This window comes from Mycobacterium sp. GA-0227b (assembly GCF_001499855.1).
In the GTDB taxonomy this organism is placed as follows: Bacteria; Actinomycetota; Actinomycetes; order Mycobacteriales; family Mycobacteriaceae; genus Mycobacterium.
Window position 1 is genome coordinate 1 of sequence record NZ_LQIK01000014.1, and the last position, 21300, is coordinate 21300.

A 21300-nucleotide genomic window follows, 5' to 3' on the forward strand; every position below is an offset into this window, starting at 1 on the left:
GCCGCCCCCCCCGCCGCCGCCGCGGCCGCTGCTGGACGACTGTGACGCGGTGTAGGCGCCGATCGACGACGACAACGCCGACTCGAAGCTGTCGAAGCTCGCCCCTCGGGAGCCACCGACGAAGCCCACGCCGCTGGTCGACGACGAGTTGTACCAATCAGGTTGCGGTGCAGGTGCGCCCGTGGCCGCCTCGTACTTCTTGGCCCACAGGGCCGCGGCGCCCGCGGCGACCGCGAACGGGACATAGGCCGAGTAGAGATCCTTGCGCGCCCCGAAATCGAACCGCGCCTCAGCCGAATCCGTGGTCAGCAACCGGTGGAAACCGCCTGCGCGCGACCATAGTTCGCGGCCCGTCTCCGTTCGGCGGGTCCCCACGCCCGCGGACCACGATCGGACCGACAGCAGGAAGAAGGCCGCGAACGGCAGCGCCCACATCGTGGTCGGGAAGACCCATCGGAAGACGCCGAACAGCATGAACAGGAACGCGATCGCGTTCGCGGTCCGCACCCACAGCTCCTTCTTGCGCTTGGCGAGCAGCTTGTTATCGAAGGCCCACTTCTCGACGGCTTTGGCCATGTCGGTCTTGGCCTTGGTGAGTTTCTGCCCCGATTTGACGGTCTTCTTGGCTTCGAACTCGGTGCCCGGGCCCATCACTTTCAACGCCGACCCGACGGCCACGCCGACCGGGTCGACGTCGAGCCACGCGCTGCGCTCGGCGATCCCCCGGACACGCCAATGCTGGTCGCTCATCTGACGCAGCTCGATCAGCCCGCGCTCGGCGAGGTAGAACAGCGTGGCGGTGAGGCCGTTCTTGGGAACCGCTTCGGTGCGGATGTACTCGGTCTGGACCGGGCCGAGACCGGGCGGCGGCGCGTACTGCAGCGGAAAGCCCGGCGACGGTTCCACCGTGGTGCGATACCACAGCAGCGCGGCCGCGCCGGCTGCCACGGTCAGGGCCGCGACCCACAGCACTCCGGTCAGCGACGAGCCGAGCACCCGGTCCCATTTGTTGGTCCACGGCAGTTCGGCGCGCGACGGGGTGGGGACGTCGACACCCGCGCGCACCGTCACGGGTGTGCGCGGCGCGAGGTACTGCGCGGAGAGCTCGACTTGGTTTCCCGTGACTGTCAGGTCCCGGCACGGCGCGCCGGTGCCGTAGCCGACCGAGCACTGGACTTGGGCGACGTTGCCGGGCAGCCGGATCGAGACATCCGCCCGCTGGATGCGGTTGTTCCAGGCCGGTGCGATCACATTCCAGAAGAACACCGAGTCCGAGGCCGCGGGTTCGCCGGTCGATGAGGCGAATCTTCGGTCGGCGCCGACGTTTCCGGGATCGAGAACGCCTTCGATGGAGTAACGGATCTCGAACACGTGCTCGCCGTATCTGAGGTATTCGTCGGGATCGCCGATTTTGGCGACCCGGAACCGCTCCCCGTCCTCCCACAGCATCTGATACGACACCGACTCGCCGTCGAGCAGGATCGATTTGATTTTCGGCGTCTGCCGGACGTGAGGGCTGTTGGGATTGGTCACATCCCAGTACCGGAAGATCCCGTGCCTGCCGCCGGGGAAGTCCGCCGTGATGGTTTCCACCGCGTCGAGACGTCCGTTGCCGTCGACGACGATGTCCATGTTGTAGTCGGTGATGACGACCGGGTCGTCGACGGGGGCCGCGTCCGAGCCGCCGCCGGTGAAGATGACCGGCCACAGCAGCCCGAAGGCGAGCAGCAGCACCGTGATCGACCACGCGAACAAGCGGCGCATGCGGACCTCCTGTCCTGCCCGTTGCCGGGTGTCCGACTCACCCTATGTGCAGCGGGTCGATCTGGATGCGAACCGGCTGCTGATCGTGACGTGCGCTGAGCACCGCAGCCGCCCGTCGCAGGGCAGAGGACAGCGCCAGTCCGGTGTCGCGGGGCACCCGGACGAGCATCCGGATCACCGTGCCGTCGGCAGGGATTCCGGGCGGCCGGCGCGCACCGGCCGGGAGATCGACCGGCCCCAACCGCTCGGCGCCGTCGGGCAGTGGTGCGGTGTCGAGCAGCGCGTGCACCGCCTCGGGCAGGCCGTCGATCGCGGCCATGTGCACGGCCGGGGGCAGGCCGACGTCGGTACGGGAGTTCAGCTCAATGTCCGCGTGGCCGACCGGATCCCAGCGGATCAGCGCCTGCACGGTGGGTATCGCGGACTCGGCGACCACCGCGACCACCCCACCGTCCGCCCGATTGCGGACCCGAGCGCCTGCGGCCATCCAACGGCGCAGGGCATCCTCCGCGGCACGCAAGTCCTGGCGGCCGAGAAGCGCCCAGCTGTCCAGCAGCAGCGCGGCGCCGTAGCCGCCCGAAACGGCGGGCTCCGCACCGGGTGTAGCGACCACGACCGCCGGATGTGGCGGCACTTCGGCCACCATCGCGTCACCGCCGGAGGTGATGACCGTCGTCCCGGGGAAGGCCCGGCCGAGCTCCTCGGCGGTGCGACGGGCCCCGACGACGACCGCGCGCACCGCGTCCGAGCCGCATCGGACGCAGCGCAAAGCGGTATGGGTTCGACCACACCATCGGCACACCGCGCCTGCGGCATCCCGGTCGGGCAGCGACAGCGGGCCGGTGCAGTGCCTGCACCGGGCGATGGTCCGACACCGCGCACACGCCAACGCCGGCACATATCCGCGGCGTGGTACCTGAACCAGCACCGGCGCGCCGGCCTGCAACGCCTTGCGCGCCGCCTGCAGTGCCATCGACGGTAGCCGGGCGGTCCGGGCGGCCGGATCGCGTTCCTGCTCGAAACCACTGTCGTCGAGGGCGATCACGCGCGGGGAGGCCGCGCGCACCACCGGTCGAAGCGCGACCAGATCATGCGCCCAGCCGCTGCGCACGAGCGCCTGCGCCTCGGCGGTCCTGGCGTAGCCGCCGATCAGTGCGGCGCACCGGAGTTGGTGGGCGCGCAGCATCGCGCCCTCCCGCGCATGCGGGTACGGCGCCCGCGGCTCGGCGAGCGTGTCGTCGCCGTCGTCCCACACCATCACCAGGCCGAGGTCGGTGACGGGCGCGAAAACCGCGCTGCGGGTGCCGATGACGAGCCGGGCAGCGCCGCGCAATACCGACAACCACCGTCGGTAACGTTGCGCGGGGCCAAGTCCGGCCGACAGCGCCACCACGCGCGTGTCGTCGACGAGGCGCACGGCTGCGGCGTGCAGCGCGTCGATGTCACGCTGATCCGGGACGATCACCAACACACCGCGACCGGAGTTCACCGCGACCGCCGCCGCTTCGGCCAGTCGGTCCGGCCACGCGTCCCCGGGCAGCGCCTGCCAGACCGCGCGCGCCGCGCGACCGTCGGCCAGCGCCGCGAGGAACTGTGCACCGCGGCCATAGGCGGACCACGCGGCGGTGTTGACCGAGCCGGCGGTGAACGTCACCGACTCCGGCGGGTCCTGCTTCTCGACCCGGGCGTGGCGCGGTGGGATCGCCAGCCGCAGCACGTCCGCGCGGGTGCCCGCATAGCGCGCCGCGACGGCGTCGGCCAGCCTGCGGATCTCCGGTGTCAGCACCGGCTCCGGCGACACCACCCGGTCCAACCAGCCGAGCTTGCCGACATGGTCTGTGTCGGAACGTCTTTCGAGGATGAAAGCGTCGACCAGCCGGCCGTGGAACCGCACCCGCACCCGGACGCCGGGCTGCGCGTCGTCGGACTGCTCGGCCGACACCAGATAGTCGAATTCGCGGTCGAGATGAGGCACGGTCAGCATGGGCAGCACGCGCGCGATCGGCTCGTGCTCAGCCTGCTGCCGTGGGCTTTTCACCTACGAAGTGGTAGCAGACCGCGCGGACACCACTGTCCGGCCGAAGAAGAACCCCGCCGTGATCAGCAGCAGTGACGCCGCATACACCGACCAGATCGGAATCGCCAGCGCCTCTGCGTCCGTTGGCGCCAGGACGAACTTGCCGATGCCGATCATCGCGTCGGACACCGCGAAGCACACCGCGCCGATGGCGGTCCACGGCGTCGGCAGGCGCGCCAGCAGTGCGGCGCACACCATCGCGCCGAGCACCGCGATGTACAACGTGACCGGTAGCGCCATCCCCTCCTCGATCAGCCGCGGCCAGAACCACACCAGCAAGGCCAGACAGGCGGCGACGATGATCGCCGCAGCGGCCAGCCGCGGCGTCGACCGGGCGGCCAGCGGCCACAGCGCCGCCAAGAAGCACAGGTGCGCGACGAGAAAGGCGCCCAGCCCCAGCACGAATGACGGCTCCCACCACGGCAGTGCCAACAGGAAGTCGCCCGCCGCCGAGAACAGCAGGGCGGCCACCAGCCAGCGTCGTTCGCGGCGGACCGGGTGGGTCAGCGCGGCCGCCGCGAGAAGCACCGCCGCGGCCGCCTTGACCGCGGGCTGCAGCGCGAACTGGCCGGTGAGTGCTGCGCCCTCGGGGAGCCGCTGCGCGGTCACGCTCAGAAATACGGTGTAGCAGGCGCCGACTACCGCCGCCGCCACCCACAGAAGCCTGGTCCGCCGGTGAACGTACGGTGTCCCCATGTCAGTCTCAGAAGTAGGGCCGGCCAGCCCGGAGCCCATAGACGCCATCCTGCTGAAGGTACTAGAGAAGGTCCCGTTCCAATTGACAACCGACGGTGGGGCGCAGGCGGCGCGGCAGCGGTTCAACGCGCTGCCCCGCGTCGAGACGAATCCCGAGATTCGGGCGGAGAACCTCGAGGTCGACGGGCCCGGCGGTCCCATCCCGGTGCGGGTGTACCGCCCGGCGACCGGAAGCGACACCTCGCCGCCCGTCGTGCTGTTCGTCCACGGCGGCGGCTGGTCGGTCGGCGACCTCGACAGCTACGACAGCACCGCACGTCGGCATGCGGCCTCCGCCGACGCCGTGGTGGTCTCCGTCGACTACCGGCTCGCGCCCGAGCACCCCTACCCCGCCGCCGTCGACGACGTGTGGGCGGTGACGCAGTGGGTCGGCACACACGCCGACGAGTTGCAGGTCGACGCGGATCGATTCGCAGTGGCCGGTGATTCGGCGGGCGGCAATCTCGCCGCGGTGGTTTCTCAGCTGGCGCGCGACGCGGGCGGACCGCCGATCCGCTTCCAGCTGCTGTGGTATCCGGCGACGACGTGGGACGTGTCGCTGCCGTCGTTCAAGGAGAACGCCGACGCGCCGATCCTCAACTTTGCTGCGGTGACCGGCTTTTCACGGTGGTACGTGGCGGACATGGATCTGTCGGACATGCCCGCGACGCTGGCGCCCGCCCGCGCAAAGGACCTCACCGGTCTGCCGCCCGCCTACATCGCCGTCGCGGGTCACGATCCGCTGCGCGACGACGGTGCCCGCTACGCCGAGTTGCTGGCCGCCGCGGGCGTCCCCGTCGAACTGCACAACGCCGAAACGCTGATCCATGGCTATCTCGGTTATGCGGGTGTGGTGCCCGCCGCGACCGAGGCCACCGAGCGGGGATTGTCGGCGTTGCGTCGCGCACTGCACGGGTGATGCGGTCGAGTGTGGCCTGATGTCTTCATGACGCAGCGCTGGGCCGGTACCGTGGGCGCAACGTCTTCGCATCGACGGGAGGCCCTATGACAGCGCCAGATCACGACACCGCCATCGTCGGCGCCGGATTTTCCGGCATCGGTACTGCGATCAAGCTCGACAAGGCGGGGATGGGTGACTACCTGGTCGTCGAGGCCGGGGAGGGACCGGGCGGCACGTGGTACTGGAACACCTATCCCGGTATCGCCGTTGATATTCCGTCGTTCTCCTATCAGTTCTCCTTCGAGAAGAGCCCGAACTGGACGCGGAGTTACGCGCCCGGCAAGGAACTGAAGGCCTACGCCGAGCACTGCGTCGACAAGTACGGTCTGCGGCCGAAGATCCGGTTCAACACCAAGGTGACCGGCGCGACGTTCGACGACGAGGACAACTCGTGGCGCGTCGAACTCGATACCGGCGAACAGGTCACGTCCCGGTTCCTGGTGAACGCCAGCGGGGTGCTGATCACTCCGAACCTGCCCGATATCGACGGCGTCGATTCGTTCGCCGGCGTCACCATGCACACCGCGCGCTGGGACCACGGACAAGACCTGACCGGCAAGCGGGTCGCGATCATCGGGACGGGCGCCTCAGCAGTGCAGGTCATTCCGGAGATCGCGCCAATCGTCAAGCAGCTCACTGTTTTTCAGCGCACTCCGATCTGGTGCTTCCCCAAGCCCGACGTGCCGCTCTCGCCGATGATGCGGCGGTTGATGCGGCTCCCGGGCGGGCACACGGTGCAGCGGCTGCTCAGCCAGGCATACGTCGAGCTGACGTTCACGCTGCCCGCGCAGTACTTCACCCTCAACCCGATGGCCAAGAACATGTCCAAGGTCGGTGAGGCGTATCTGCGCAAGCAGGTACAGGACCCGCAGGTGCGCGACAAGCTCACGCCGCGCTACGCCGTCGGCTGCAAGCGACCCGGCTTCCACAACACGTATCTGTCGACGTACAACCGCGACAATGTCGAGTTGGTCACCGAACCGATCGACAAGATCACCGGATCCGGGGTCGCGACTGTCGACGGGGTGACGCGCGACGTGGACGTGCTGATCCTGGCGACCGGGTTCAAGGTGATGGACGTCGACGAGATGCCGACCTATCCACTGACCGGGTCGGGCGGGCTGACGTGGAGCCAGCTCTGGAACGAGCAGCGGCTGCAGGCCTACGAGGGCGTCAGCGTGCCGGGGTTTCCGAACTTTTTCTCGGTGTTCGGCCCGTACGGCTACGTCGGGAATTCCTACTTCACGCTCATCGAGACACAGACGCACCACATCGTGCGCTGCCTGAAGCAGGCCCGGCGCAAGCACGCGAAGCGCGTCGAGGTGAAGCAGGAGGCCAACGACCGCTATTTCGCCGAGATGATGCGCAAGCGGCACCGCCAGATCTTCTGGCAGGACAGCTGCCAACTCGCTCGCAGCTACTACTTCGACAAGAACGGCGACGTTCCGCTGCGGCCGGCCAGCACACCCGAGACCTACTGGCGCAGCCGCCGCTTCCCGCTTTCGGACTACGCGTTCACTTCCTGAGCGATTTGTGGAGTGTTAGCGGCGCTCACCGCCGCTGCGGCTCCACAAAACGCCAGAGGAACTCAGACGGCGGCCTTCAGCTCCTCGACCTTGTTGAGCTGTTCCCACGGCAGGTCGACGTCGGTGCGGCCGAAGTGGCCGTAGGCGGCGGTCTGCGCGTAGATCGGGCGCAGCAGGTCCAGGTCGCGAACGATCGCGCCGGGCCGCAGGTCGAACACCGACGTGATGGCCTTCTCGATGCGGGCCGGGTCGACGGTCTCGCTGCCGAAGGTCTCGACGAACAGCCCGACCGGGGCCGCCTTGCCGATCGCATAAGCGACCTGCACCTCGACGCGTTCGGCCAGTCCGGCTGCGACCACGTTCTTGGCCACCCAGCGCATCGCGTACGCCGCGGACCGGTCCACCTTGGACGGATCCTTGCCCGAGAACGCGCCACCGCCGTGGCGGGCCCAGCCGCCGTAGGTGTCGACGATGATCTTTCGACCCGTCAGGCCGGCGTCGCCCATCGGGCCGCCGAGCACGAATTTGCCGGTCGGGTTGACCAGCAGCCGGAAGTCGGAGGTGTCCATCGTGTCGTGGTTCAGGTCGGCCAGCACCGTGTTGACGACCTTCTCGCGGATGTCCGGCGTCAGCGTCGCCTCCAGGTCGATACCCGCGGCGTGCTGCGTCGAGAGCACCACGGTGTCCAGGCGCACCGGGGTGGTGCCGTCGTACTGCACGGTGACCTGGGTCTTACCGTCGGGCCGCAGGTAGCCGAGCACGCCGTTCTTGCGCACCTCGGTCAGCCGGCGCGACAGCCGGTGTGCGATTGCGATCGGCAGCGGCATCAGCTCCGGGGTGTCCTTGATGGCATAGCCGAACATCAGGCCCTGGTCGCCGGCGCCCTGCAGGTCCAGCGGGTCGCCCGCACCTTCGACCCGGGTCTCGTGGGCGGTGTCGACGCCCATCGCGATGTCGGGTGACTGCTTACCGATGCCGATGTTGACGCCGCAGGTCTCGCCGTCAAAACCCTTCTCCGACGAGTCGTAGCCGATCGAGAGGATGCGCGCCCGCACGGTGTTTGTGATATCGGCGAACGCCTCCTTGGCTGCCGTCGTCACCTCGCCGACGACGTGCACCTGCCCGGTGGTGACCAGCGTCTCCACCGCAACGCGCGACTTGGGATCGCCCGCGAGCAACGCGTCGAGCACCGAATCGCTGATGGCGTCGCAGATCTTGTCGGGGTGCCCCTCGGTTACCGACTCACTGGTGAACAGCCGAGCTTCACTCACGGTGTGATCCTCCAAAACTTAGTTCATCGAATTATATCTGTGCCCTGTTGCACATAAGCGTGTGCGCCGGTTGCGTGCAAGCCTTACACGCAGCCAGATGCGTGATTCCAGCTACCCGCCGCCCTGCAGGAACGCCACGATCGCGTCCACGATACGGCTGGACATCAGAGTTTTCGAACCATGTTCCAGCGCGGACTCCGTGCCGTCGGCCGCCAGCAGCCAGCCGTCGTTGTTGTCCACTTCGAACGCTCGATTCTCGCCCACGGCATTGACGACGAGCAAATCGCACCCCTTGCGCCGCAACTTCGCGCGGGCGTGGTGAAGCACGTCACCGTTCGCATCACCGGTCTCCGCAGCGAATCCCACGATCGCGCGCATGTTGGGTAGCTGGCCCTCGGCGCGCGCCCGCACGGCGCCCGCCAGCACGTCCTCGGTGCGGGTCAACTCGATGACCGGGGCCGCCGCGTTCGAGTCGGCCGATTTCTTGATCTTGCTGGTCTGCATCTGCGTCGGCCGGAAATCGGCGACCGCGGCCGCCATCACCAGCACGTGGGCGTCCGGTGCGTGTTTGGACACCGCGTCCTTCAACTGGGCCGCCGACCCGATGTGGACGACGTCGACGCCTGCCGGGTCGATCAAGCCGGCGGTGTTGCCCGCGATCAGCGTGACCTCGGCGCCCCGTTGGGCCATCACGCGCGCCATGGCGTATCCCTGCTTGCCCGAACTGCGGTTGCCGATGAACCGCACCGGATCGATCGGCTCACGCGTGCCGCCCGCCGAAACCAGCACCTTGACGCCGGCCAGGTCGTACGGCAGCGCATCCGGCCGGGTCAGCAGGAGTTGGGCCAGCGTGGTGATCTCCTCGGCTTCGGGCAGCCGGCCGGCGCCGCTGTCGGAACCGGTCAGCCGGCCGGACGCCGGTTCGAGCACGATGGCGCCGCGGCGCCGCAGCGTGGCGACGTTCTCGACGGTCGCGGGGTGAAACCACATCTCGGTGTGCATCGCCGGCGCGAACAGCACCGGACATCGGGCGGTCAGCAGCGTGGCGGTCAGCAGGTCGTCCGCCCGTCCCGCCACAGCGCGTGCCAGCAGATCGGCAGTGGCGGGTGCGACGACGACGAGGTCGGCTTCCTGGCCGAAGCGGACGTGCGGCACCTCATGGACGTCATCCCAGACGCCGGTGTGGACCGGGTTACCGGAGAGGGCTTCGAAGGTGGCGGCGCCGATGAACCGCAGGGCTGACTCGGTGGGGACGACGCGGACACTGTGGCCGGCTTCGGTGAGCTGCCTGACCACGGTCGCTGCCTTGTAGGCGGCGATACCACCGGCGACGCCGACGATGATCCGCTTGGGCTCCATGCGGCGGCTCCCCTACGACTCGCTGTGCTGCTACTCGCCTTCGGTGTGCTCGAGCAGGTCCGCGTGGATCTCGCGCAGCGCGATCGACAGCGGCTTCTCCTGCAGCCCGGGCTCGACCAGCGGGCCGACGTATTCGAGGATGCCGTCGCCGAGCTGGTTGTAGTAGTCGTTGATCTGGCGTGCGCGCTTGGCGGCATAGATCACCAGCGCATACTTGCTCGACGCGCGGTCCAGCAACTCGTCGATGGGCGGATTGGTGATGCCCAGCGGCGTGTCGTAGGCGCCGGCGCCGGACGTGTCGATGTCGTCCACTGCGGCCAGCTGCGCGTCGGCGTGCGGGGTGCTCACGTAGAAAATCTCCTGAAGTTCAGATGCTTTGGGCCGGTCCGCGCGTGTCGTGCGCCTTAACTAAGTCCGGTTCACCAGCAAGGATACCAATTCGGCGCAGGCAGACTCCAATTGGCTGTTCACGACGACCGTGTCGAAGTCGTTCTGGGCGGCCAGCTCGGCCCGCGCGGTCGCCAGGCGGCGTTCCATCGCCTCTGGGGACTCGGTGCCGCGCCCGGTCAGCCGACTCTCGAGTTCTTCCCAGCTGGGCGGGGCGAGGAACACGGTGAGCACTTCGGGCATGGCCTTCTTGACCGCCCGCGCCCCGGCGAGGTCCACCTCGATCAGAACGGGCCGCCCGGCGGCAATGGCCTCCCGGATGGGCTGGGCGGGAGTGCCAGAGAGGTGCAGTCCGCCGTGGATCTGCGCCCATTCGAGCAGGGCGCCCTCGGCGATCAGCTCACGAAATCGGTCAGCTGTGACAAAGGTGTAGTCGACGCCGTCGACCTCACCGGGGCGTGGGGCCCTGGTGGTCACGGACACGCTGAAGTGCAGGTCGGGAATGCGTTCGCGCAGACAGCGGACGACGGTCGACTTCCCGACGGCTGAGGGGCCGGACAGCACAACTACCCGGCCGGCCCCTCGGCCGGCGCTCAACTTCTGCGCCTAGGACTGGTCGAACTTTTCCAGCAGCGCCTTGCGCTGACGATCGCCGAGGCCGCGCAACCGGCGGGTCGGCGCGATCTCGAGTTCGGTCATGATTTCCTGCGCCTTGACCTTGCCCACCTTCGGCAACGCCTCCAGCAGCGCGGAAACCTTCATCTTGCCCAAGACCTCATCGGTCTCGGCGTCCTTGAGCACCTGCTTGAGGTTGGTGCCGCCGCGCTTGAGCCGATCCTTCAACTCGGCTCGGGCTCGACGTGCGGCGGCAGCCTTCTCCAACGCGGCCGCGCGCTGTTCGTCGGTCAACTGGGGAAGGGCCACGGGTTCCTCCGTCTCATCGCCATCGATTGTTAATGCCTCGGCTGATAGGGAAAATCCAGAACAGCCAGCGACGACGACCGTACCCACGCGGGCTGACGAAAGCGAACGCCACCCCCTGGTTACGGCGTCAAAAGCCCAGCGTGTAGGGCGGTCGCGCGCACCACACGGGACGCGCGTTACGACGCCGGGAGCGCCGATATCCCGCTTCCGGCCGCCGGAATCTCCTGCAATTCAAGGCAATTCGCGTCCCAGAACCGGCGATTTCGCCCACTCGGCACGTGACCTGCGCCACAACGGCGGACCGTCGGAGGGCCAAAAAAGAAAATTCTCGCTGGTCATGCGGTTTGGGCGTGTCGCGAAGAGGCGAATCAACGGTGCTCTGTGGCCGGTGTTGCAGATGTTACTGAAGTTGCATATGTGGTGGTCGCGCCCGGTAAGGCTCAGGCGAGGTAGGCGACCGCGTCGCGCATCGCCTCCGCGGCGGACCGCAGCGCGACGACGCCCGGACCGGCACGGAGCACCTCTCGGGAGACGGCAGGAAGCAACTGGCCGGGCTTGGCCCCGCCGAGGCCGCCGAGCGCCTCCGGACGTCCGCCCTGCGCTCCGACCCCGGGGACGAGGACAGGTCCGCCGAGCGCGCTGACGTCGGGCGGGTCGGCCAGGGTGGCCCCGACGACCACGCCGATCGGGCCGGGGTCTTGGGACACCGCCCGGTTGACCTCCGCGGCGGCGTCCACGATCGACTGCGCGACGGTCCGGCCGCCGGCGTCGGCGCGTTGTACGGCCGCGCCTTCGGGGTTCGAGGTGGCCGCGAGCACGAACAGCCCGCGGCCGTTGGCCACAGCGGTGTCGATCATCGGCTGCAGGCTCCCGAAGCCCAGATACGGCGATGCGGTCACGGCGTCGGCCGCCAACGGCGAATCGCCGGCCCATGCGGCGGCGTAGGCGGCCATCGTGGACCCGATGTCCCCTCGTTTGGCGTCGGCGAGCACCAGCACTCCAGCGTCGCGCAGCGCGGCGATGGTGTGTTCGAGCACCGCGAAGCCGGCGGCACCGTGCGCCTCGAAGAACGCGACCTGCGGTTTGACGATCGCAAAGCCGGCGAAAGCCGCCACGCACGCGTCACAGAACCGGCGCAAACCGTCGGCGTCCGCGGACAATTCCCACGCGCGCATCAACTCCGGATGGGGATCGATTCCCAGGCACAGCGGCCCGCGGCGGGCCACCGCGTCGGCCAACCGCGGCCCGAAACCGGTCACTGGCCCAGGACGCTGTGCAGTTCCTGCAGCGACATCACGCCGATGTCGCCGCGGATCCCTGCCTCGATGCCCTGCACCGCCGCGGACGCGCCCTGCACGGTCGTCACGCACGGAATGCTGTGGGCCACCGCCGCGGATCGGATCTCGTATCCGTCGACGCGGGGACCGGAGTTGCCGTACGGGGTGTTGATCACCATATCGACCTCCCCGCTCTTGATGAGGTCGACGGCCGAGGCCGCGGGTCTGCCCTCGCTCGGTTCCTGGAAGTGCTTGCGCACCTCTTCACACGGAATTCCGTTGCGCCGCAGCATCTCTGCGGTGCCCTCGGTGGCCAGCACACGGAAGCCGAGGTCGGCGAGCCGCTTGACGGGGAAGACCAGCGAACGCTTGTCGCGGTTGGCCACCGACACGAAAACCGTGCCCTGTGCGGGCAGCGATCCGTAGGCGGCGGTCTGGCTCTTGGCGAACGCGCTACCGAAGTCGTGGTCGATGCCCATCACCTCGCCCGTCGACTTCATCTCCGGTCCCAGCAGCGAGTCGATCTGCGAGCCATCGTGTTTGCGGAACCGGTTGAACGGCAACACCGCCTCCTTGACGGCCACCGGCGCGTTGCGGGCGGTCGTCGCACCGTCGCCGGTGGGGGCCAGTACGCCCTCTTCACGCAGCTGGGCGATGGTCGCCCCCAGCATGATTCGAGCGCACGCCTTGGCCAGGGGCACCGCGGTGGCTTTCGAGACGAATGGCACGGTGCGACTGGCGCGCGGATTGGCCTCCAGCACGTAGAGCACGTCGTCCTTGAGCGCGTACTGCACGTTGAGCAGGCCGACGACGCCGATGCCATGGGCGATCGCCTCGGTGGCGCGCCGCACCGCGTCGATGTCGCTGCGCCCCAACGTCACCGGAGGGAGAGCGCACGCCGAGTCGCCAGAGTGGATACCGGCCTCCTCGATGTGCTCCATCACGCCGCCGATGTAGACTTCGGTGCCGTCGCACAGCGCGTCGACGTCGATCTCGATGGCGTCCTCGAGGAAGCGGTCGACCAGTACCGGGTGCTCGGGCGACAGCTCGGTCGCGCGGGTGATGTAGCCGTCCAGCGTCTCGTCGTCGTAGACGATCTCCATGCCGCGCCCCCCCAACACGTACGACGGCCGCACCAGTACGGGATAGCCGATGTCGGCGGCGATGCGCCGCGCCTGGTCGATGCTGGTGGCCATGCCGAACTTCGGCGCGGGGAGTCCCGCGTTGGTCAGCACCTCGCCGAATGCGCCGCGGTCCTCCGCCAGGTCGATCGCCTTGGGACTGGTGCCGACGATCGGCACTCCGGCCTTCTCCAGCCGTTCGGCCAGCCCGAGCGGCGTCTGGCCGCCGAGTTGGACGATCACCCCGACGACGCCGGGTCCGCCTGCGCCAGAGGCTTGTTCGGCGTAGTACACCTCGAGTACGTCCTCGAAGGTGAGCGGCTCGAAGTACAGTCGGTCGGCGGTGTCGTAGTCGGTGGACACCGTCTCGGGGTTGCAGTTGACCATCACGGTCTCGAACCCCGCCTGGCTCAGCGTCGTCGCGGCGTGCACGCAGCTGTAGTCGAATTCGATGCCCTGCCCGATCCGGTTCGGGCCCGAGCCGAGGATGAGCACCTTGGGCTTCTCGGTCTGCGGCGCCACCTCGGTTTCGGCGGCCGGATCCAACTCGTAGCTGCTGTAGTGATACGGCGTCTTGGCCTCGAACTCGGCCGCGCAGGTGTCGACGGTCTTGTACACCGGATGGATGCCGAGGCGCTGGCGCAGCGCCCGCACGCCCACCTCGCCGGCGAGTTCGGGTCGCAGCGCGGCGATCTGGCGGTCCGACAGCCCGTGGTACTTGGCGCGACGCAGCAGACCGGCGTCCATCACCGGCGCGTCGACGATCTCGGCGCGCAGCGTGACCAGTCCGGCGATCTGCTCGACGAACCAGGGATCGACCCCGGAGGCCCGCGCCACTTCTTCGACCGTGGCGCCCTTGCGCAGCGCCAGTTCCAGGTCGTACAGACGGCCGTCGGACGGTGTTGCGAGCCTGGCCAACAACTCGTCGACCGTGATGGTGTCTTCATCGGGATCGGGTTTGGTCCAGAACCCGGCGCGGCCTGCCTCCAGCGAGCGCATCACCTTGCCCAGCGCTTCGATGAAGTTGCGGCCCAACGACATCGCCTCGCCGACCGACTTCATCGTGGTGGTCAGCGTGCCGTCGGCCCCGGGGAACTTCTCGAACGCGAAGCGGGGCGCCTTGACGACGACGTAGTCCAGCGTCGGCTCGAAACAGGCCGGCGTCTCCTTGGTGATGTCGTTGACGATCTCGTCGAGCGTGTAGCCGATGGCCAGCTTGGCCGCGATCTTGGCGATCGGGAACCCGGTTGCCTTGGACGCCAACGCGCTCGAGCGTGACACCCGCGGATTCATCTCGATCACGATCAGGCGCCCGTCGACCGGGTTGACGGCGAACTGGATGTTGCAGCCGCCGGTGTCGACGCCGACCTCGCGCAGGATCGCGATGCCCAGGTCGCGCATCGTCTGGTACTCGCGGTCGGTGAGCGTCATCGCCGGTGCGACGGTGACGGAGTCACCGGTGTGCACGCCCATCGGGTCGAAGTTCTCGATCGAGCACACCACGACCACGTTGTCGCGGCCGTCGCGCATCAACTCGAGTTCGTACTCCTTCCAGCCGAAGATCGACTCCTCGATGAGCACGTTCGCGCTCGGCGACGCCGCGAGCCCGTCGCCGGCCATCCGATCGACGTCCTCGGCGGAGTACGCCATGCCCGAACCCAGTCCGCCCATGGTGAAGGAGGGGCGCACTACCACCGGCAGGCCGAGGTCCTCGACGGTTTCGCGGACCTCGTCCATCGTGAAACAGACACGGGAGCGGGCTGATTCGCCACCGACCTTGGCGACGATGTCCTTGAACCGCTGCCGATCCTCACCGCGCTGGATGGCCTCGAAGTCCGCGCCGATCAACTCGACGTCATACTTCTCCAGCACACCGTTCTCCGACAGCGCGACCGCGGTGTTCAGTGCGGTCTGGCCGCCCAGCGTCGCCAGCACGCCGTCGATCTTGTTGCCGCGCTCGGCCTGTTGGGCGATGACCCGTTCGACGAACGCGGGTGTGATCGGCTCGACGTAGGTATGGTCGGCGTATTCCGGGTCGGTCATGATGGTCGCCGGGTTGGAGTTGATCAGGCTGACCTGAAGCCCCTCGGCGCGCAGCACACGGCACGCTTGAGTGCCGGAGTAGTCGAACTCGGCGGCCTGGCCGATCACGATGGGCCCCGAGCCGATCACCAGGACATGGTTGAGATCAGTGCGCCGCGGCATCAGCCCTCCCCTCTCCCGCGAGCGACCGTGTCTGCACACGACACGCCGCGACTTTGCGTACAAAAGTGGTCGCTCACCGAGGAGAACCTCACTTCTCCCCTGCCATCAGGTCGACGAACTGGTCGAAGAGATAGTTCGCGTCGTGGGGGCCGGCCGCGGCCTCGGGGTGGTACTGCACCGAAAATGCGCGCCCATTCACGAGTTTGATGCCTTCGACCACGCCGTCGTTGGCGCAGGTATGGCTGACGACGGCCTCACCGAACGGCGTGTCGAAACGCTCCCCCGCCTCGCCTTCCAACGCAAACCCGTGGTTCTGTGCGGTGATCGCGACGCTGCCGGTCTGGTGATCGATCACCGGCACGTTGATCCCCCGGTGGCCGAACACCATCTTGTACGTCGAGCGCCCGAGCGCGCGCCCGAGTATCTGGTTGCCGAAACAGATGCCGAACAGCGGTATTCCCGCGCCGAGCACTTCCTGGGTAACCGCCACGATGTGATCGGCGGTCGCGGGATCGCCGGGCCCGTTGGACAGGAACACCCCGTCGGGTTTCAGGTCGGCGATCTGCTCGTACGTCGCCGACGCAGGCAGCACGTGGCTGCGGATGCCGCGCAGCGCGAAATTGCGGGGCGTGTTCGTCTTGATCCCGAGGTCGATCGCGGCCACGGTGAGCCGTTGCGGCCCTTCGGGTTCCACCACATATGTGGCGTCGGTGCTGACCTCGCCGGCCAGGTTCGCGCCGAGCATCGCCGGCTGTTGGCGCACCCGCTCCAGCAGTTCGTCCGGGTCGGCCAGCGCCGGACCGGAGAACACGCCCGCCTTCATCGAGCCCCGGCTGCGCAGGTGGCGCACCACTGCCCGGGTGTCGATACCGGCGATCCCGACGATGCCCTGGCGTTCGAGTTCCTCCTCCAGCGTGCCGCTGGCGCGCCAGTTCGACGCGCGGGGCGACGGATCGCGCACCGCATAGCCGGCCACCCAGATCTTGTCGCCGCGACTCTCGGCATCCTCGTGATTCCAGCCGGTGTTGCCGATCTGCGGTGCGGTCGCGATCACGATCTGCCCGTGATAGCTCGGGTCGGTGAGCGTCTCCTGGTAACCGGACATTCCGGTGGAGAACACCGCCTCGCCGAGCGTCTGCCCGACCGCGCCGAACGTCGTGCCGGTGAACACCCGGCCGTCCTCCAGCACCAGCAGCGCCCTGTCGGTTCCGGTCACGCTGCCTCCTTCTCCACCCAGTTCGAGTACTCCCGACGGTCATTGGCGCGGAACCCGGTGTCGATCTCGGTGCCCGACGGCAATCGCCACCGGATCGCGAGGATGCCCTCGTGCGTCATCGCCTTCCCGGCGTGTCCTCGCTCGGTGCGGATCGCGGTGATCGACGCGTCGGGGATCCAGATCGGCACTGCGCCGCTGCGCTGCAACATGATTCCTTCGGGATAGCGGGTCAGCACGGCCTTGGCGCGGAAGCCCAGATCGCCGACCGCAATACGGTCGTTCCAGTGCGGAGCCAGCGTGCTGCCGACATACAAGCCCTTTGTCGGGGGCACGATCGCCGGCCCGACGGTGTCCGGCAGGGCGGGCAACGTGCCGACGAGCTCGGCCTGGCGTTCGGCGCGACGGCGCCATCCGCGCATCATCGCCTGAATCAGCACGGCGATGAGAACCACCAGAATCGCCGCCAGGATCAGCGACCCGACCAGGGTGCCCGTGTTCATGCCGGGCACTTCCCGTCGCGCGCAGTCACCTTGCCGCGCAGCATCGTCAAGGTCACCGCCGCGGGCAGCTCGAGCGCCTCGAACGGCGTGTTGTCCGACCTACTGGCCAGCGCGGAACCCTCGACCGTCCAGGTCGCATCCGGATCGACGACGGTCAGGTTGGCCGGCTCGCCGATCTCCAGCGGCCTGCCCTGATCGGGTAGCCCGACGATCTCGGCGGGCTTCTCGCTCATCACCCGCGCGACGTCCCGCCAGCTCAGCAGCCCCGGCCGCACCATCGTCTCGACCACCACCGACAGGGCGGTCTGCAGTCCGAGCATGCCGGGGCGGGCGACGGAGAACTCGCAGCACTTCTCGTGTTCGGCGTGCGGGGCGTGATCGGTGGCCACACAGTCGATGATCCCCTCGGCCAACGCTTGTCGCAGCGCCTCGGCGTCGGATGCCTCGCGCAGCGGCGGGTTCACCCGGTAGCGCCCGTCGTAGGTGGCCAGGCGTTCGTCATCGAGCAGCAGGTGGTGCGGGGTCACCTCCGCGGAGATCGAGATGCCCTGCGCCTTGGCCCATCGCACGATCTCGACGGTGCCCGCGGTGGAGGCGTGGCAGATGTGCACCCGCGCGCCGGCGTCGCGTGCCAGCAGCGCGTCGCGCGCGACGATCGACTCCTCGGCGGCGCGCGGCCATCCGGCCAGGCCGAGCCGGGCCGCGTTGGGGCCTTCGTGGGCGACCGCGCCGACCGTGAGCCGCGGCTCCTCGGCATGCTGGGCGATCAGCACCCCGAGCCCGGTCGCGTATTCGAGCGCCCGGCGCATGATCAACGGGTCATGCACGCAGATGCCGTCGTCGGAGAACATCCGCACCTGTGCGGCTCCGGCGGACATCAGGCCCATCTCGGTGAGTTGGGTGCCTGCCAACCCGACGGTGACGGCGCCGACGGGGTGCACGTCGACCAGGCCGACCTGCTGTCCGCGCTGCCAGACGTGGTCGGTGACGACCGGGCTGTCGGCGACCGGGTTGGTGTTGGCCATCGCGAACACCGCCGTGTACCCGCCCAAAGCCGCTGCGGCCGAGCCTGTTTCGATGTCCTCGGCGTACTCCCTGCCGGGCTCGCGCAGGTGGGTGTGCAGGTCGACGAAGCCCGGGAGCATGATCTGACCGGTCGCGTCGACGACATCGGCATCGTCGGGGATCGGAAGCTCAGCGCCGACATCGGCGATCTGTCCGTCGGACACCAGCACGTCGACGCGGTCACCGTCGCCGTAGAGCCGCACTCCCCTTATCAGCACGCTGCTCATGCGCTGATCGCCTCCTCCTCGGCGCCGACGAGCAAGTGGAACAGCACCGCCATCCGGATGTGCACGCCGTTGGAAACCTGTTGCAGCACCGCTGATTGCGACGAGTCGGCGACGGAGAACGCGATCTCCATACCGCGGACCATCGGGCCCGGGTGCAGCACCACCGCAGTGGCGGGGAGCAACGCCTGCCGCTTTTCGGACAGCCCGTAGAGCACCGAGTACTCCCTGGCCGACGGGAAGAAGCCGCCGTTCATCCGCTCGGCCTGCACCCGCAGCATCAGTACCGCATCGGCGATCGGCAGTTCGGCGTCGAGGTTGTGCGACACCGTGACCGGCCAGCCGTCCACCCCGATCGGCAGCAGCGTCGGCGGCGCGACCAGGACCACTTCGGCGCCGAGGGTGTGCAGCAGCAGCACGTTGGAGCGTGCCACCCGGCTGTGCAGGACGTCGCCGACGATCACCACCCGCTTGCCGTCGATGTCGCCGAGCCGCTGGCGGATGGTGAGCGCGTCGAGCAGCGCCTGGGTGGGGTGCTCGTGCGTGCCGTCACCGGCGTTGATGACCGCCGGGCCGTGCCCGTCCTCAGTGGCCGTCCACTCGGCGAGTTGCTGCGGCGCTCCCGAGGCGGGGTGCCGCAGGATCAGTGCGTCGGCGCCGGCGGCGCGCAGGGTCAGCGCGGTGTCGCGCAACGACTCCCCTTTGGACACCGACGATCCCGACGCGCTGACGTTGATCACGTCCGCGCTCATCCACTTGCCCGCGACCTCGAACGAGACCCGGGTGCGGGTGGAGTTCTCGTAGAACATCGTGATGATGGTGCGCCCGCGAAGGGTCGGCAGTTTCTTGACTTCGCGGCCGAGCAGCGCCTGGCTGAAGCGGTCGGCGTTGTCGAGGATCGCCAACGCGTCGTCGCGCGACAGATCAGCGGCCGAGAGCAGATGTTTCACCGGATCGGACCTCCGTGAGGCGCGATGGACACGCCGTCATGGCCGTCATCTTCGGCCAGCCGGACCTTGACGTTCTCAGTGCGGGACGTGGGCACGTTCTTGCCCACGTAGTCGGCGCGCAGCGGCAGCTCCCGGTGGCCGCGGTCGACCAGCACGGCCAGCTGCACGGCCTTCGGCCTGCCGATGTCGCGCAGCGCATCCAGCGCCGAACGAACCGAGCGGCCGGTGTAGAGCACGTCGTCGACGAGGATTACCAGGGCCTGGTCGATGCCGCCTTCGGGAATCGAGGTCTCCTCCAGCGCGCGGGGTGGCTTGAAGTCGAGATCGTCGCGGTAGAGCGTGTTGTCCAGGGCGCCGTGCGGCACCGCCACCCCGGAGAACTCCTTGATCTTCTCGGCCAGCCGAGTGGCCAGGGTGACGCCCCGGGTGGGGATGCCGAGCAGGATCACATTCGGAGGACCGGCAGGGTCATCCAATGCGGTCTTCTCGATGATTTGATGGGCGATGCGGGAGATGGTCCGACCGACGTCCGCTGCGGACATCAACTCCCGGTCGGTGCCTGAGGACTCGGAATGCGCGCCCAAGCGACTCTGACCTCCTTCTCCGCCTCTCTGGACGGCTCCTTAAAGGACGTCGAAACTGCGGCGAGCTTAGCACCCGGTGCGCGGGAGTCTGAACGGCGCCACGACCGCGCTGAATCCGCCCGCCACGTCAGTAGGCTTGGCCGCGATGAAACTCGACGGCAACCAAGCGTCCATCCGCGAGGCGATCGACGCCGGACTCCTCGCCGGCGCCGTGACCCTGGTGTGGCACGCAGGTGAGATACGTCAGGTCAACGAGTTGGGCCATCGCGACGTCGACGCCCGGCTGCTGATGCAGCGCGACACCATCTTCCGCATCGCCTCGATGACCAAACCGGTCACCGTTGCGGCGGCGATGAGCCTCGTCGACGAGGGCAGGCTCGCCCTCACCGATCCCGTCGACCGGTGGCTGCCCGAACTCGGCGACATGCGGGTGCTGCTCGATCCGCGGGGTGAGCTCGACAAGACGACCCCGGCCCGCCGGCCCATCACGGTCGACGATCTCATGACCCACCGCAGCGGCCTGGCGTATCCGTTCTCGGTACTCGGCCCGTTGAGCCGGGCCTACGGCAGGATGTCGTTCCGCCAGGACCAGGACCGCTGGCTGGCCGAACTGGCACAGCTTCCGCTGGTGCATCAGCCCGGCGAGCGGCTCACCTACAGCCACGCCACCGACGTGTTGGGTATCGCGTTGTCGCGGATCGAGGGCAAACCGCTGGCAGACGTACTGCGCGAGCGGATCTTCGAGCCGCTGCGGATGACGGACACCGGATTCTCGGTGGGCACGGAGGGACGGCGCCGCGCCGCGACGATGTACAAGCTCGACCACAACAACGCGCTGCAGCATGACGTGATGGGCCCTGCGCCGATCACCGATCCGCCGTTCTGTACCGGCGGCGCGGGTCTGTGGTCGACGGTCGACGACTACTTGCGCTTCGCGCGCATGCTGTTGGCCGGCGGCGCGCTGGACGGCGTTCGCGTGCTCTCGGAGGAGTCGGTGCGGGTGATGCGCACCGACCGGCTCACCGACGAGCAGAAGCACCAGAACTTTCTCGGGGCGCCGTTCTGGGTGGGTCGCGGCTTCGGGCTGAACCTGTCGGTGGTCACCGATCCCGCGAAGTCACGTCAGCTGTTCGGGCCGGGCGGGCTGGGCCCGC

Annotated in this window: 18 protein-coding genes; 3 read left to right on the forward strand and 15 right to left on the reverse strand. The window is 68.4% G+C overall.

Annotated elements, in window-relative coordinates:
- From AU185_RS13095 to AU185_RS13105, 3 genes are all read right to left on the reverse strand, one after another.
- Positions 1-1764, reverse strand: a 1764-nt coding sequence (locus tag AU185_RS13095; RefSeq protein ID WP_059156977.1) for a DUF2207 domain-containing protein, incomplete at its 3' end; no start/stop codon positions are given.
- A gap of 37 nt (positions 1765-1801) precedes the next feature.
- Positions 1802-3748, reverse strand: coding sequence for a primosomal protein N' (locus tag AU185_RS13100; RefSeq protein WP_082683873.1), 1947 nt, complete (start codon positions 3746-3748; stop codon positions 1802-1804).
- 54 nt (positions 3749-3802) lie between these two features.
- Entirely contained in the window at positions 3803-4537 is a 735-nt protein-coding gene (locus tag AU185_RS13105; RefSeq protein WP_172800210.1) for a lysoplasmalogenase, read from the reverse strand.
- Between AU185_RS13105 and AU185_RS13110 the strand changes: the two genes are divergently transcribed.
- Positions 4536-5495: an alpha/beta hydrolase gene (locus AU185_RS13110; protein WP_059099960.1), complete on the forward strand. Its 960-nt coding sequence runs from the start codon at positions 4536-4538 to the stop codon at positions 5493-5495. The genes AU185_RS13105 and AU185_RS13110 overlap by 2 nt on opposite strands.
- An 86-nt stretch (positions 5496-5581) precedes the next feature.
- A complete protein-coding gene (locus tag AU185_RS13115; RefSeq protein WP_059099959.1) occupies positions 5582-7063 on the forward strand; it encodes a flavin-containing monooxygenase in 1482 nt (493 codons plus the stop codon).
- A 62-nt stretch (positions 7064-7125) separates the two neighbouring features.
- On the opposite strand, the gene metK is transcribed toward AU185_RS13115, so the two are convergent.
- The 12 genes from metK to pyrR all read right to left on the reverse strand — a co-directional run bounded on the left by metK (position 7126) and on the right by pyrR (position 20146).
- Positions 7126-8334, reverse strand: a complete 1209-nt coding sequence (metK, locus tag AU185_RS13120; RefSeq protein WP_059100165.1) for a methionine adenosyltransferase — start codon at positions 8332-8334, stop codon at positions 7126-7128.
- A gap of 111 nt (positions 8335-8445) precedes the next feature.
- Positions 8446-9693, reverse strand: a complete 1248-nt coding sequence (gene coaBC / locus AU185_RS13125) for a bifunctional phosphopantothenoylcysteine decarboxylase/phosphopantothenate--cysteine ligase CoaBC (RefSeq protein ID WP_059099958.1) — start codon at positions 9691-9693, stop codon at positions 8446-8448.
- Positions 9694-9723: 30 nt separating this feature from the next.
- Complete coding sequence (rpoZ, locus tag AU185_RS13130; RefSeq protein WP_059099957.1) at positions 9724-10041, reverse strand: DNA-directed RNA polymerase subunit omega; 318 nt, start codon at positions 10039-10041, stop codon at positions 9724-9726.
- A 60-nt stretch (positions 10042-10101) separates the two neighbouring features.
- Entirely contained in the window at positions 10102-10677 is a 576-nt protein-coding gene (gene gmk, locus AU185_RS13135) for a guanylate kinase (RefSeq protein ID WP_059099956.1), read from the reverse strand.
- A 9-nt stretch (positions 10678-10686) separates the two neighbouring features.
- Positions 10687-11004 (reverse strand): integration host factor, actinobacterial type, encoded by a 318-nt coding sequence (gene mihF, locus AU185_RS13140; RefSeq protein WP_003889986.1) that lies wholly within the window; start codon positions 11002-11004, stop codon positions 10687-10689.
- Positions 11005-11444: 440 nt separating this feature from the next.
- The gene (pyrF, locus tag AU185_RS13145; protein ID WP_059099955.1) at positions 11445-12263 is read right to left on the reverse strand and encodes an orotidine-5'-phosphate decarboxylase; all 819 of its coding nucleotides are present in this window, start codon (positions 12261-12263) and stop codon (positions 11445-11447) included.
- Positions 12260-15607, reverse strand: a complete 3348-nt coding sequence (gene carB, locus AU185_RS13150) for a carbamoyl-phosphate synthase large subunit (protein WP_059099954.1) — start codon at positions 15605-15607, stop codon at positions 12260-12262. The genes pyrF and carB overlap by 4 nt, the downstream gene beginning before the upstream one ends.
- Before the next feature lie 88 nt (positions 15608-15695).
- Positions 15696-16823: a glutamine-hydrolyzing carbamoyl-phosphate synthase small subunit gene (gene carA, locus AU185_RS13155; RefSeq protein ID WP_059099953.1), complete on the reverse strand. Its 1128-nt coding sequence runs from the start codon at positions 16821-16823 to the stop codon at positions 15696-15698.
- Positions 16820-17323 (reverse strand): PH-like domain-containing protein, encoded by a 504-nt coding sequence (locus AU185_RS13160; protein ID WP_059100164.1) that lies wholly within the window; start codon positions 17321-17323, stop codon positions 16820-16822. The genes carA and AU185_RS13160 overlap by 4 nt, the downstream gene beginning before the upstream one ends.
- On the reverse strand, positions 17320-18615 hold the full coding sequence (locus tag AU185_RS13165) for a dihydroorotase (RefSeq protein ID WP_059099952.1): 1296 nt from the start codon (positions 18613-18615) through the stop codon (positions 17320-17322). The genes AU185_RS13160 and AU185_RS13165 overlap by 4 nt, the downstream gene beginning before the upstream one ends.
- Positions 18612-19562: an aspartate carbamoyltransferase catalytic subunit gene (locus AU185_RS13170; protein WP_059099951.1), complete on the reverse strand. Its 951-nt coding sequence runs from the start codon at positions 19560-19562 to the stop codon at positions 18612-18614. Before AU185_RS13170 ends, AU185_RS13165 begins: the two co-directional genes overlap by 4 nt.
- Positions 19559-20146, reverse strand: coding sequence for a bifunctional pyr operon transcriptional regulator/uracil phosphoribosyltransferase PyrR (pyrR, locus tag AU185_RS13175; RefSeq protein WP_059099950.1), 588 nt, complete (start codon positions 20144-20146; stop codon positions 19559-19561). The genes AU185_RS13170 and pyrR overlap by 4 nt, the downstream gene beginning before the upstream one ends.
- Positions 20147-20291: 145 nt before the next feature.
- Here pyrR and AU185_RS13180 point away from each other — a divergent pair.
- A partial coding sequence (locus AU185_RS13180) for a serine hydrolase domain-containing protein (protein ID WP_059156979.1) occupies positions 20292-21300 on the forward strand: 1009 nt, incomplete at its 3' end.